We start from the raw sequence: 12,822 nt of genomic DNA, 5'->3' as shown, positions 1-12,822 counted from the left end.
AGCCTGCCCGTATGACCGCTGCGTTTATCCGAGGCAAGCGCCGCCGTGCCGCTGCCGCCGTCGGTGCCGTGACCTTCGGGCTCGTCGCCCTCTCCGCCTGCGACAAGCCGACGCCGCTGGCGACCGTGACCGTGGGTACGAACACGGTGACCACCGAGGCCGTCTGCCTCGACGAGGGCACCAAGCTCGACGAGGCCGCGCTGACCAAGTGCCTGGCGAGCAAGGCACCCAAGACCATCAAGGTGAAGCCGGGCGACAAGGTGCGCGTCGGCGTCGAGCCGAAGATCGCCGACGAGGGCTGGATCGTGGCCACGGGCGGCCAGCAGAAGACCGCCCAGACGAAGCAGACCTACACGTCCCTGGACGGCCAGTCGCTCTTCGTCAACCGGCAGGCCCAGCGCATGGAGGAGACCACCGTCCTCTCCGTGGTCACGAGCGACGGCGTGTGGAACGTCAAGCTCGAACTCGACAGCGACTGAAGTCGCCGGGGCCCGCTGATGCGCGTACTCGTGGTGACGGCCGTACCCGCCGAGCGTGACGCGGTGACGGCCGCTTCGCCGCGCCACACCGAGGTCCCGCTGCCGGGCGGTGCGACGTTGCACCGCACGGCGCGCTTCGACGTGCTGGCCGCCGGTGTCGGCCCCGCCGCCGCGGCGGCGGGGGCCGCGACCGCGCTGACCGCCGCCGAGCTGGCCGGGGAGCGCTACGACCTGGTGGTCTCCGCGGGCATCGCGGGCGGTTTCCAGCCCGGCGCGCCCCTGGCCTCCCTCGTCGTGTCCGAGGCGATCGTCGCAGCCGATCTGGGCGCGCAGACGGCCGACGGCTTCCGGTCGACCGCCGAGCTGGGTTTCGGGGCTACCGGCCACCGGTCCCCCGACGCGCTCGTACGGGCCGTGGCCGAGGCGACCGGGGCGGCACGCGGTGAGGTGCTGACCGTCTCCACGGCGACGGGGACCGCCGAGCGGGCCGCGGAGCTGACGGCACGCCACCCTCAGGCGCTCGCCGAGGCCATGGAGGGGTTCGGGGTCGCCGAGGCCGCCGCCGCGCACGGGGTGCCGGCGCTGGAGCTGCGTGCCGTCTCCAACGCGGTCGGGCCGCGTGACCGGGCCGCCTGGCGGATCGGTGACGCGCTGGCCGCGCTCACGGACGCGTTCCGGCGGATCCCGTCCGCGCTGATCGTGCCACCCGCCGAGAAAGCCGAGGTCACCCGATGAGCGAGCCGCTGAAGATCGCGTATTCGCCCTGCCCGAACGACACCTTCGTCTTCGACGCCTGGGCGCACGGCCGGGTGCCGGGCGCGCCCGCCCTGGACGTCACGTTCGCGGACATCGACATCACCAACGGCATGGCCGAGCGCGGCGAGTTCGACGTCCTGAAGGTGTCGTACGCGGTGCTGCCGTGGGTGCTGGAGGAGTACGCGCTGCTGCCGTGCGGCGGTGCGCTCGGCCGGGGCTGCGGGCCGCTGGTGCTGACCACCGGCGGTGGCAGCGCCGCCGACCTGGCCGGGAAGACGGTCGCCGTGCCGAGCGAGCGCTCGACCGCGTATCTGCTCTTCCGACTGTGGGCCGCCACCGAGGTGCCCGGCGGCGTCGGCGAGGTCGTCGTGCTGCCGTTCCACGAGATCATGCCCGCGGTCCGGGACGGCAAGGTGGACGCGGGTCTGGTGATCCACGAGGCGCGGTTCACGTATCAGGACTACGGGCTGACCTGCCTCGCCGACATGGGTGAGCACTGGGAGTCCACCACCGGGCTGCCCATCCCGCTCGGCGCGATCATCGCCAAGCGCTCGCTGGGTGCCGCGCGACTGCGCGAACTGGCCGAGGCGGCGCGGACGTCGGTGCGCATGGCCTGGGACGACCCGCTGGCCTCACGGCCGTATGTGCTGGAGCACGCGCAGGAGATGGACCCGGCGGTCGCGGACCAGCACATCGGGCTGTACGTCAACGAATTCACCGCCGGCCTCGGCGAGGCCGGCTACGCGGCGGTGCGCGGCCTGCTCACGCGTGCCGCGGCCGAGGGGCTCGTACCGCCCCTCGGCCGTGACGCGCTCGCTTTTCCGTAGGCCGCCTTCCGTGCCGCTCAGACGTCCATCTGGTCGGCGACCGCGCGCAGCATGCCCGCGATCTTGGCGCCGTGCGCCTTGTCCGGGTAACGGCCGCGCTCCAGCTGCTGGGTGACGTTCTCCAGGAGTGTGGTGAGGTCCTGGACGATCGAGGCCAGTTCGTCGGGCTTGCGGCGCTGCGCGGCCGCTACCGACGGGGCGGGGTCGAGGAGCGTCACCGTGAGCGCCTGGTCGCCGCGCTGGCCGGCCACGACACCGAACTCCACCCGCTGGCCGGGCTTGAGGGTGTCGACCCCGGCCGGAAGCACCGAGGAGTGGACGAAGACGTCCTCGCCGTCGTCACGGGAGAGAAAGCCGAAGCCCTTCTCACTGTTGAACCACTTGACCTTGCCGGTAGGCACGTCTGTCCTCGTCCTCGTATCTCGTCGGGAAACGCCGGAAACTGCAAAAAACAACGGCAAAACAGCTCTGGATAGCACGACAGCGGGTCGCAAGACCCGCTACCCCCAAGGCTAATGGTCCCGGGCCCGGTGACAAGACGTCCCCGGGTGGTACCTCTGCGCATCTGGCGTCTGTCCGGTCGTACGGCGATGGAGTCCACGCCGACCGGTAGGGATCTACCCTGGTCGGGTGAGCAACGAAACGCCCCGAGCCGGGGATCTGCTGGTACGCGTCGGCGCCATCGTCTTCCTCGTGGGCGCGGTCGCCACCCTGGCGACGGTCGCGCCGCTCTTCCTGGGCGTCGATCCGCTGCCCCCGGCCGCGTACTTCGTGTGCATGCTGATGGGCGTCGGCTTCCTCGTCGCGGGGGCCGGGGTGCTGCGGTCGATCGCGGAGCAGCGCCGTCAGGCGCGGGAGGCCGCCGGGTCCGTCGCCGCCCGGTAGTCGCGCAGCCAGGCCGGGAAGGCCGTGAGGTCGGCGAGCAGCACATCGGCACCCGCCGCGCGCAGTTCGTCCACGTCGCACGGCCCGGTCGCGACCGCCACGGACAGCGCACCGGCCGTACGCGCGCCGCGCACATCGCCGACGTGGTCGCCGACGTAGACGCTCGCGCCGTGCTCGCGCAGCGCCAGCGCCTTGTCCTCGGCCCACAGGTCGCCGATGAGGACGTCGGGCGCGAGGCCGAGGTGGTCGAGGTGGAGACGGGCGTTGACCGGGTACTTGGCGGTGACGACGATCGTCCGCCCGCCCAGCTCCTGGACCGCGGCGATGGCCTCACGGGCGCCGGGCATGGCAGGTGACGGGGCGATCCCGAGCTTCGGGTACGCGGCCCGGTAGATGTCGGCGGCCCAGTCGACCTTCTCCGCGGGGAACCAGTTGAGCAGCTCGTGCTCGAGCGGCGGGCCGAGCCGGCCGCAGACGAGGTCGATGTCGATGGGCGTCCCGGTGGTGGCGACCAGGGACTCGTACGCGGCTCTGATGCCGGGCTTGGAGTCGACCAGCGTGAGATCGAGGTCGAAGCCGACCGTGAACCGGTGCGTGCGCGGGAGCGAGGTCATGCCCCACATTCTGCCGCCGGCCCCACCCGTAGACTAAGCCTCGCCTAAGTTGGGGCCTCGGTCCGCCCGCCCTCAGCGTTCTCGGCATGTACGACCGCGAATTTTTCGAGCGCGAAGTGGAAGCGATGTCAGCCGCCGTCCCGATCAGCAGCCCCGGGTCCCCCGTGATCCGCCGCCGCGTCGGCTGGACGGCGGCCGCGGCCGTCGCCCTGCTGGTCGCGGTGGCGCTCAGTCTCGCCGTGGGCGCCCGCCCGACCCCGCCGTCCGAGCTTTTCGACGCGCTGCTGCACGGCGGCACGGACACCACGGCCACCGTCGTGCGGGAGATGCGGCTGCCCCGCACCCTCATCGGCCTGATGGTCGGCGCCGCGCTGGCCGTGGCGGGCACGGCCATGCAGGGCCTCACCCGCAATCCGATCGCCGACCCCGGCATCCTCGGCATCAGCCAGGGTGCCTCGGTGGGTGTCGTCCTGGCCCTCTCCGTCGCCGGGGTGCACTCCCTGACGGGCTTCGTGTGGTGGGCCTTCGCGGGCGCGGGGATCGCGGGCGTCGCGGTGTACGCCATCGCCTCCCGTGGCCGCGGCGGCGCCTCGCCGGTCAAGCTCGCGCTCGCGGGCGCCGCGATCAACGCGCTGCTGGTCTCGGTCATCCACGCGATCCTCACCACCCACGCGCGCGTGCTGGACGATTTCCGCTTCTGGCAGGTCGGCTCGCTCGCCGGCCGTAAACCCGAGATCGTCGAGCAGATCTGGCCATTCCTGCTGGTGGGCATGGTGATGGTGGTGTCCGTGGCACGCGGGCTCGACGCCCTCGCGCTCGGCGAGGACGTCGCCAAGGGCCTCGGGCAGAACGTCGCGACCGTCCGGATCGTCGGCGGTCTCGGCGCCACCGTCCTCACCGGCGTGGGCGTCGCCGCCGCCGGGCCGATCGCCTTCATCGGACTCGCCGTGCCGCACATCGCCCGCGCGATCGTCGGTTCCGACCACCGCTGGGTGCTGCCCATGGCCGCGCTCATCGGCCCCGTCATGCTGCTCGTCGCCGACATCATCGGCCGCGTCCTCTTCCCGCCGAGCGAGGTCCCCTCGGGGGTCATGACGGCCCTGATCGGCGTGCCCTTCCTCGTCACGCTGGTGCGCCGCAAGGCGGTGGCGGCATGACGTACGCCGTCTCCCCGGCAGCGGCTCCGGCGAAGGCGCGGCAGCGGCCCGCCGGCTATCTGCTCGTGCGGGCCGGTCGTGGCTCGTTCCTCGTCCACCGGCGGGCCGCGGCCGTCGCGCTCGCTCTCGTGGCGCTGCTCGCCGCCGTGTGCGTCGCGTACCTCTGCGTCGGCAAGACCTTCGTCACGCCCTCCGAGGCCGTGAAGGTCGTCCTCGGGCTGCCGTCGTCCGACGAGCTGGTCGTGGGCACGCTGCGGCTGCCCCGGATGACCGTGGGGCTGCTGATCGGTGCGGCCTTCGGCGTCGCCGGGGCACTGATCCAGACCGTCTCCCGCAACCCCCTGGCCAGCCCCGACATCATCGGCGTCACCCAGGGCGCGAGCGCCCTGACCGTCGGCGCGATGACCTTCGGCGTCACCTCGTACGCCTTCCTGCCGTACCTGTCCGTCATCGGCGGACTGCTCGCCGCCGCCCTCGTCTACGCCTTCGCGTGGCGGCGCGGGCTGCACGCCGCGCGCTTCGTGCTCATCGGCATCGGCTTCGCGGTCGCGCTGCGCTCGGTCACCCATCTGTTCATGACCAAGGGCGACTACCTCGTCGCCCAGCAGGCCCAGGTGTGGATGACCGGTTCGCTCAACGGGCGCGGCTGGGACGAGGCGACACCGGTGTTCTGGGCGCTGCTCGCGCTCGCCCCCTTCGTCCTGTGGGCGGCGCGGGCGCAGCGCACGGTGGCCATGGACGACGACACGGCCACCGCCCTGGGCGTGCGGCTGGGCCGGGTGCGGTTCGGGCTGGTCCTGCTGGGCGTGGTGCTCGCCTCGATCGCCACGGGCGCGGCCGGTCCCGTGGACTTCGTGGCGCTGCTCGCCCCGCAGATCGCCCGCCGGATGACCCGAACCGCGCAGATCCCGCTGCTGTGCTCGGCGCTGCTGGGCGCGGTCATCGTGGTCCTCGCGGACCTGCTGGCCCGCAAGCTCTTCGAGCCCACCGAACTGCCCGTGGGCGTGCTGACCGCCGCCGTCGGCGCCCCGTATCTGATCTGGCTGATCATTCGCAGCCGCACCGGAGGCAAAGCGTGACCGAGAGCAGGAGCGTGACCGAGAGCAGGCTCACCGCCCGAGCCCTGACCCTTGCCTACGAGGACCGCACGGTCGTGGACGCCCTCGACCTCGACGTCCCCGACGGCGAGGTGACGGTGGTCGTCGGCCCCAACGCGTGCGGGAAGTCGACGCTCCTGCGGGCGCTCGGCCGGCTGCTGAAGCCGAAGGGCGGGGCGGTGCTGCTGGACGGCGAGGAGCTGGCCCGCATCCCCACCCGGCGGATCGCCCAGTCGCTCGGGCTGCTGCCGCAGACGCCCGTGGCCCCCGAGGCCATCACCGTCGCGGACCTCGTCGCACGCGGCCGGCAGCCGCACCAGCGCTGGTGGCAGCAGTGGTCGGAGACGGACGAGCGCGCGGTCACCGACGCCATGGCCCGCACGGATGTGTCGGCCCTCGCCGAGCGGGCCGTCGACGAGCTGTCGGGCGGCCAGCGGCAGCGGGTGTGGATCGCGATGGCCCTGGCACAGGAGACGGACCTGCTGCTGCTGGACGAGCCGACGACGTACCTCGACATCGCCCACCAGGTGGAGGTGCTGGACCTGGTCCGCCAGCTCAACCACGAACGCGGGCGCACGGTCGTCGCGGTGCTGCACGACCTGAACCAGGCGGCGCGCTACGCCGACCATCTGGTGGCGATGAAGGCGGGCCGCGTGATCGCGCGGGGCCGCCCGTCGGAGATCGTCACGGCGGAGCTGGTGCGGGAGGTCTTCGGCCTGGACTCGGTGGTCGTACCGGACCCGGTGACGGGCAGTCCGCTGGTGATACCGGGCACTCCGTGGGTTCCTGGGGGAGGCGAGCGCCCTGCGGGCGCGTCCTCAATCGCCGGACGGGCTTGACTTGGCTGGGCTCAGCCAATGCCAGCCCGTCCGGCGCTTGAGGACACCGCCGCGCAGCGGAGGTGCACCGCCACGGCCCGCGCAGCGGGGTGCGCACCCCGGCCGGAGGCCGTCACGCGGAGCGTCTGGCCCGCCACACCACGAACAGCGCCGAGGCGACGGCGGCGACGCGGACGACCACGGGCCAGGTGGCGGAGAGGGCGGTGCCCAGCTCGCCCGCCGGTATCGGGTCGCCCCAGCGGCCGTTGGCACGGCCCCAGAGCCAGGCGATGCCACCGGCGACGGTGAGGCCGGGGACGACCATGACGGCCATCTGCGACTCGGTGTGCGAGAGCCGACGGGTGACGTAGGCGAGCGCCCAGCCCGCGGCGAGCACCAGCCAGTTGCCGAGCACGGCGCCGACGAGCAGCAGCGCGGCGACGAGCATCAGGAACGGGCTCATGGGCGTGCCGCCCCCCGAGCGCCACAGCCCGGGGCGGCCCGTACCGGGCCCCTCGCCCCCGTCCCCGTCCCGCCCGACGCCTTCCGCGTCCTGTTCGGACCGCTCGACCGCCGGCCGGGCGGCGGCTTCGCGCCGCGCCAGTTCGGCCGGGGTCGGCGGCGGCCGCAGCATTTCGGGGATCTCGATGCCGCCGACGAAGCCGTGCACCCGGTCCCCGGCCGTGAAGGGCCCGGGCCCCGCCTGCTGCCAGCCGTCCACCTGGTCACCACCGGCGCTCCGGCCCAGCTCCTCCTCGGTCGCCAGGTGCGGGGGCGCCGCGGCAGGGAACCGGACGGGCTCGCCCTCGCGGCGCGGCATCGGGACCCGGCCCTTGTCACCGGCCCCGCCGCCGCCCGGGGCCTCCGCGTCGGCGACGGCCTCGTCCGGCGAGCCCAGGTCGTCGAGGATCCGGCGCACGGCGGCCGGGGAGTCGGCCCCCTCGGCGGATCTGCGCCGCTCGATCTCCGTGCGCAGCCGGGAGACCAGGCGCATGCGCTCGCCGGAGGTGAGCGGTCTGCGCTGAGCGAGGTCCCCGACCTGGCTCAAGTAGTCGTAAACAAGCTGATCACTCTCGATCCCCACCGAATCCCCTAAAACACCCAGCCAAGACCCACCAGCCGTTACCCCCCGAAGGTACCGGTTCCGCACCGGGCCGACGGAGGGAACGCGACGAGGCACCCGCGCGCGCCACGACCGACGGCGGAGCCCGGGGCCCACCCCTCGGAACCCGGTACCGTAAACAGAATGACCACTGCGCGGCGGGAGACAGGGAAGACGGGCAAAGCGCCCCGCGGAGGCGGCTCGCCCCGTAAGGGCGAAGCCGGCCGCGGAGCCCCCCGTACGCTCGCCGACGAGCTGCGCACCCGCCCCGACGCCGAGCTCGCCGCGCTGCTGCGTGCCCGCCCCGACCTGCTCAACCCGGTGCCCGGCGACCTCACCCAGCTCGCCACCCGGGCCGGCACCCGCGCCTCCGTGGTGCGGACGCTGGAGCGGTTGGACCGCTTCGCCCTCCAGGTCGCCGAGGCGCTCGCCGTGGCGCCCGACCCGTGCCCGTACGACACGCTCCGCGCCCTGATGACCGGCGACGCGGACGACGACCCGCGCATCGGGCGCGAGCTGCCGCGCGCGGTGGCGACGCTGCGCGAGCGGGCCCTCGTCTGGGGCGGCGAGGACCGGCTGCGGCTGGTGCGCACGGTCCGCGAGGTGCTGGCGCCCAGTGCCGCCCACCCCTCCCCCACCGGTCTGGGGCCGACGGTCGCCGAAGCAACCGCCGGGATGTCGCCGGGCCGTATCCAGCAGATCGTCGCCGCCGCGGGGCTGCCCGCCACCCACGACCCGGTGACGGCCGTCACCGCGCTCAGCGCGCTGTTCAACGACCGCAAGCGGATGGCGGCGCTGCTCGCCCAGGCGCCCTCCGAGGCCACTGCCGTGCTCGGCAAGCTGCTCTGGGGCCCGCCGCACGGCACCGTGACCGCCGACCCCGCCTCCCATCTGCGCTGGCTGCTCGACCGCGGGCTGCTGCTGTCCACCGGCCCCGGCGGGGTGGTGCTGCCCCGCGAGGTGGCCCTGCACCTGCGCGCCGGGCGCGCCCACCGCGCGCCGGAGCCCGTCGCCCCGGAGCTGGCGCCCGTGACCGAGCACTCCCCGCGGGTGGTGGACGCGACGGCCGCCGGGCAGGCGTACACGGCGCTGACGGTCGTCGAGGACCTCCTCAAGGAGTGGGAGAGCGGCAGTCCGCTGGTCCTGCGGGCGGGCGGGCTGAGCGTCCGCGACCTCAAGCGCACCGCGGCCGCCCTGGACACCACCGAGTCCGCCACCGCGTTCTGGGTCGAGCTGGCCTACGCGGCCGGGCTGCTGGCCTCCGACGGCGAGGTCGACGAGCGGTACGCCCCGACCCCCGCGTACGACGACTGGCTCCGGCTGCCCGCCGAGGAGCGCTGGACGCGGCTGGCCACGGCCTGGCTCGCGGCCACCCGCACCCCGGGTCTCGTCGGGGAGCGGGACGCCAAGGCCCGTACCCTCGCGGCCCTCGGCCCCGACCTGGACCGCGGCCCGGCCCCCGAGGTGCGCCGCCGGGTGCTCGCCCTGCTCGCCACCCTGCCCCCGGGCGCCTCCGTCACCCCCGCGACACTCCTGGACCGGCTGCACTGGGAACGCCCCCCGCGCACCTCCGCCGACCCGGGCACCGAGGACCTCCGCACCCGGCTCGCCCGCTGGACCCTGGCCGAGGCGGATCTGCTGGGCGTCACCAGCCGCGGCGCCCTCGCCGCCCACGGCCGCGCCCTGGCCGGCGCGGTACCGGACGCCGCCACGCCCGTCGAGACGGCCGCGGCCGCGCTCCTCGCGCCGCTGCTGCCCGAGCCGCTCGACCACGTGCTGCTCCAGGCCGACCTGACCGCCGTCGCACCCGGCCCGCTGGAGCGGCCTCTGGCGCAGACGCTGGGGGTGCTCGCGGACATCGAGTCCAAGGGCGGGGCGACCGTCTACCGCTTCACGCCCGGTTCGGTGCGCCGCGCGCTGGACGCCGGACAGACGGCGACGGACCTCAAGGCGTTCCTCACCACCCACTCGCGTACGCCCGTGCCGCAGCCGTTGGCGTATCTGATCGACGACGTGGCCCGCCGCCACGGCCATCTGCGGGTCGGCGCGGCCTCCTCCTACCTGCGCTGCGACGACGAGGCGGTCCTCGCGGAGATCCTCGCCGACCGCCGTTCCGCCCCCTTGCGGCTGCGCCGCCTCGCCCCGACGGTCCTGGCGGCGCAGATCGCCCCGGACGCCCTCCTCGACGGCCTGCGCGGCATGGGGTACGCGCCCGCCGCGGAGTCCGCCGAGGGCGATGTCGTCGTCACCCGCGCCGACGCCCGCCGCACCCCGCCCCGCACCGCCCCGGCCCCCGTCCAGGACGGCCCGCCCGCCCCCGGCCCCACGCTGCTGGACGCCGCGGTCCGGGCCATCCGCGCGGGCGACATGGCCGCCACGGCCGAGCGCAAGCCCGCCGCCGCCCCGGCCCCCGCCGACGGCGGTCTGCCGCGCACCTCCTCCGCCGACACCCTCGCCACCGTCCAGGCCGCCGTCATGACCGGCGCCGCCGTCTGGATCGGCTACGTCAACGCCGAAGGTGCCGCGAGCCAGCGGGTCATCGCCCCGATCCGGGTGGAGGGCGGCTTCGTCACGGCGTACGACCACACCGCCGACGAGGTCCGCACCTATCCCCTGCACCGCATCACCGGCGTGGCCGAACTCGTGGACGACTCGGTCTGATTCCTCACCCCTGCGGGTGATAAAGCGCATTGTCACGGCGCGACAGGGGCAGCTATCCGGCGCTTCGTTACGTCGCGCTGTCGGACAGCAACCAAAAGTAGGGGGCACATGCGTCGTCCCGCCACCGTCCTCTTCACCACCGTCGCCCTTCGCACCGCCGCCCTGGCGGCCCCGGCCGCCGCCCTCGGCATCGGTCTCGGCGGCGGCATCACCCTCTAGCCGCCCTCGGGCGGTCGGGGTCGGGCCGGTACCAGCCGCACCGGCCCGCCCCCGACCGCCGACCCGGTCGGCCCCCGCCCGCATTTCGCCGGATGCGGCACACTGGAGGTTTGGCCGTGCGGTTCCGACCGGACCCGCACCGGCCGACCGCTAGCGAAAGGGCCCAGCGCGTGACCGGACCTCTGATCGTCCAGAGCGACAAGACACTCCTGCTCGAGGTGGACCACGAGCAGGCGGACGCCTGCCGCCGCGCCATCGCCCCCTTCGCGGAGCTGGAGCGGGCTCCCGAGCACATCCACACCTACCGCATCACCCCCCTCGGCCTGTGGAACGCCCGGGCCGCGGGCCACGACGCCGAGCAGGTCGTCGACGCACTCGTCGCCCACTCCCGCTACCCCGTGCCGCACGCCCTGCTTGTCGACATCGCCGAGACCATGGCCCGCTACGGGCGGCTCAAGCTCGTCAAGCACCCCATCCACGGCCTCGTCCTGGAGAGCACCGACCGGCCGGTGCTGGAGGAGATCCTGCGGTCGAAGAAGGTGCAGCCGCTGGTCGGCGCCCGGCTCGACCCCGACACCGTCGCCGTCCACCCCTCCGAGCGCGGTCAGATCAAGCAGACCCTCCTCAAGCTCGGCTGGCCCGCCGAGGACCTCGCGGGCTACGTCGACGGCGAGGCGCACCCCATCGAGCTGGACGAGAGCGGCTGGTCGCTGCGGCCGTACCAGCGGCAGGCCGTCGAGGGCTTCTGGCACGGCGGCTCCGGCGTCGTGGTCCTGCCCTGCGGCGCGGGCAAGACCCTCGTCGGCGCGGGCGCCATGGCCGAGGCCAAGGCCACCACGCTGATCCTGGTGACCAACACCGTCTCGGCCCGCCAGTGGAAGCACGAGCTGGTCAAGCGCACCTCGCTCACCGAGGACGAGATCGGCGAGTACTCCGGCACCCGCAAGGAGATCCGGCCGGTCACCATCGCCACGTACCAGGTCCTGACGACGAAGCGGAAGGGCATCTACCCGCACCTGGAGCTGTTCGACTCCCGGGACTGGGGTCTGGTCGTCTACGACGAGGTACACCTGCTGCCCGCGCCGGTCTTCAAGTTCACCGCCGACCTCCAGGCCCGCCGCCGCCTCGGCCTGACCGCGACGCTCGTCCGCGAGGACGGCCGCGAGTCCGACGTCTTCTCCCTGATCGGGCCGAAGCGGTTCGACGCGCCGTGGAAGGAGATCGAGGCACAGGGCTATATCGCGCCCGCCGACTGTGTCGAGGTCCGCGTCAATCTGACCGACGCGGAGCGGCTCGCCTACGCGACGGCCGAGACGGAGGAGAAGTACCGCTACTGCGCGACGACCGCCACCAAGCGGAAGGTCACGGAGGCGCTGGTCGCCAAGCACCAGGGCGAGCAGACCCTGGTCATCGGCCAGTACATCGACCAGCTCGACGAGCTGGGCGAGCACCTCAACGCGCCCGTCATCAAGGGCGAGACGACCAACGCGCAGCGCGAGAAGCTCTTCGACGCGTTCCGCCAGGGCGAGATCTCGGTGCTGGTCGTCTCGAAGGTGGCGAACTTCTCCATCGACCTCCCCGAGGCCACGGTCGCCATCCAGGTCTCGGGCACGTTCGGCTCGCGCCAGGAGGAGGCCCAGCGTCTCGGCCGGGTCCTGCGCCCGAAGGCCGACGGCCACGAGGCGCGCTTCTACTCCGTCGTCGCGCGCGACACGGTCGACCAGGACTTCGCGGCACACCGCCAGCGGTTCCTGGCGGAGCAGGGGTACGCGTACCGGATCGTCGACGCGGACGCGCTGCTCACGGGCGAGGACGCGTAGGGGAAGCCCACGGCCCCGGCGGTGTCACCGCCTGCCGTTGTGCTCCCCGAGGAGGACGACGCTGACGGCCGCCCCCGCGAAGACCTTGATCGCGCGGATCGTGCTGCCCAGCGGATGACGCGGGTGGCCGGGCTCGGAGTGGGGGGCGGTGGCGCCAGGTCGGGCGCCCTCGGCGGTGGGGGTGAAGGTCGCGGTGGTCATGTGTCCATGATGGTTTTCCCGACCGGCCCGGACATCGTTCTGCCGGTGTAAACGCCCCTGCCCACGCGTAGGACTCCAGGCCCATGCCGTCCCCTAGACGAGTCATTCCGATGTGATCAGTGGTCATAAGCGATCAAGGAGCGTATGACGGGCTGGCCGGTCTTGTGGTTGTGCCAGATCGCGGCG

At 73.7% G+C, this 12,822-nt stretch carries 13 protein-coding genes; 9 read left to right on the top strand and 4 right to left on the bottom strand.

What is annotated here, in order from left to right; genetic code table 11:
- The first annotated feature begins 11 nt into the window (after positions 1-11).
- The 3 genes from ACZ53N_RS16300 to ACZ53N_RS16290 are packed head-to-tail and all read left to right on the top strand — an operon-like array spanning position 12 to position 2,062.
- Positions 12-479 carry a DUF2771 family protein gene (locus tag ACZ53N_RS16300; RefSeq protein WP_469141508.1) on the top strand — a complete coding sequence of 156 codons (468 nt, stop codon included), beginning with the start codon at positions 12-14 and terminating at the stop codon, positions 477-479.
- A gap of 18 nt (positions 480-497) precedes the next feature.
- Positions 498-1,214 carry a futalosine hydrolase gene (locus tag ACZ53N_RS16295; protein ID WP_469141507.1) on the top strand — a complete coding sequence of 239 codons (717 nt, stop codon included), beginning with the start codon at positions 498-500 and terminating at the stop codon, positions 1,212-1,214.
- Positions 1,211-2,062, top strand: a complete 852-nt coding sequence (locus ACZ53N_RS16290; RefSeq protein WP_469141506.1) for a 1,4-dihydroxy-6-naphthoate synthase — start codon at positions 1,211-1,213, stop codon at positions 2,060-2,062. The genes ACZ53N_RS16295 and ACZ53N_RS16290 overlap by 4 nt, the downstream gene beginning before the upstream one ends.
- A gap of 17 nt (positions 2,063-2,079) precedes the next feature.
- Here ACZ53N_RS16290 and ACZ53N_RS16285 read toward each other — a convergent pair whose 3' ends face one another.
- On the bottom strand, positions 2,080-2,463 hold the full coding sequence (locus ACZ53N_RS16285) for a cold-shock protein (protein WP_130879373.1): 384 nt from the start codon (positions 2,461-2,463) through the stop codon (positions 2,080-2,082).
- 229 nt (positions 2,464-2,692) lie between these two features.
- Here ACZ53N_RS16285 and ACZ53N_RS16280 point away from each other — a divergent pair, with 229 nt between their 5' ends.
- Positions 2,693-2,947: a hypothetical protein gene (locus ACZ53N_RS16280; RefSeq protein ID WP_356449491.1), complete on the top strand. Its 255-nt coding sequence runs from the start codon at positions 2,693-2,695 to the stop codon at positions 2,945-2,947.
- Here ACZ53N_RS16280 and ACZ53N_RS16275 read toward each other — a convergent pair.
- A complete protein-coding gene (locus ACZ53N_RS16275; protein ID WP_469141505.1) occupies positions 2,908-3,561 on the bottom strand; it encodes an HAD family hydrolase in 654 nt (217 codons plus the stop codon). The two genes, ACZ53N_RS16280 and ACZ53N_RS16275, sit on opposite strands and share 40 nt — an antisense overlap.
- Positions 3,562-3,686: 125 nt before the next feature.
- Here ACZ53N_RS16275 and ACZ53N_RS16270 point away from each other — a divergent pair, with 125 nt between their 5' ends.
- The 3 genes from ACZ53N_RS16270 to ACZ53N_RS16260 are packed head-to-tail and all read left to right on the top strand — an operon-like array spanning position 3,687 to position 6,654.
- The gene (locus tag ACZ53N_RS16270) at positions 3,687-4,718 is read left to right on the top strand and encodes a FecCD family ABC transporter permease (RefSeq protein WP_469141615.1); all 1,032 of its coding nucleotides are present in this window, start codon (positions 3,687-3,689) and stop codon (positions 4,716-4,718) included.
- Complete coding sequence (locus ACZ53N_RS16265) at positions 4,715-5,797, top strand: FecCD family ABC transporter permease (protein WP_469141504.1); 1,083 nt, start codon at positions 4,715-4,717, stop codon at positions 5,795-5,797. Before ACZ53N_RS16270 ends, ACZ53N_RS16265 begins: the two co-directional genes overlap by 4 nt.
- Positions 5,794-6,654, top strand: coding sequence for an ABC transporter ATP-binding protein (locus tag ACZ53N_RS16260; RefSeq protein WP_469141503.1), 861 nt, complete (start codon positions 5,794-5,796; stop codon positions 6,652-6,654). The genes ACZ53N_RS16265 and ACZ53N_RS16260 overlap by 4 nt, the downstream gene beginning before the upstream one ends.
- A 112-nt stretch (positions 6,655-6,766) precedes the next feature.
- Here the strand turns inward: ACZ53N_RS16260 and ACZ53N_RS16255 are convergent, their stop codons facing one another.
- Positions 6,767-7,717 (bottom strand): hypothetical protein, encoded by a 951-nt coding sequence (locus ACZ53N_RS16255; protein WP_469141502.1) that lies wholly within the window; start codon positions 7,715-7,717, stop codon positions 6,767-6,769.
- Positions 7,718-7,879: 162 nt separating this feature from the next.
- On the opposite strand from ACZ53N_RS16255, the gene ACZ53N_RS16250 reads away from it, so the two are divergent.
- Together ACZ53N_RS16250 and ACZ53N_RS16245 are read left to right on the top strand one after the other, a co-directional pair.
- Positions 7,880-10,396: a helicase-associated domain-containing protein gene (locus ACZ53N_RS16250; protein ID WP_469141501.1), complete on the top strand. Its 2,517-nt coding sequence runs from the start codon at positions 7,880-7,882 to the stop codon at positions 10,394-10,396.
- A 389-nt stretch (positions 10,397-10,785) separates the two neighbouring features.
- Positions 10,786-12,435, top strand: coding sequence for a DNA repair helicase XPB (locus ACZ53N_RS16245; RefSeq protein WP_469141500.1), 1,650 nt, complete (start codon positions 10,786-10,788; stop codon positions 12,433-12,435).
- Positions 12,436-12,459: 24 nt separating this feature from the next.
- Here ACZ53N_RS16245 and ACZ53N_RS16240 read toward each other — a convergent pair whose 3' ends face one another.
- Positions 12,460-12,636 (bottom strand): hypothetical protein, encoded by a 177-nt coding sequence (locus ACZ53N_RS16240; protein WP_469141499.1) that lies wholly within the window; start codon positions 12,634-12,636, stop codon positions 12,460-12,462.
- Between the last annotated feature and the right edge of the window lie 186 nt (positions 12,637-12,822).

The organism is Streptomyces sp. NPDC033229 (assembly GCF_055576875.1).
This window is presented reverse-complemented; position numbering and strand designations above follow the sequence as displayed.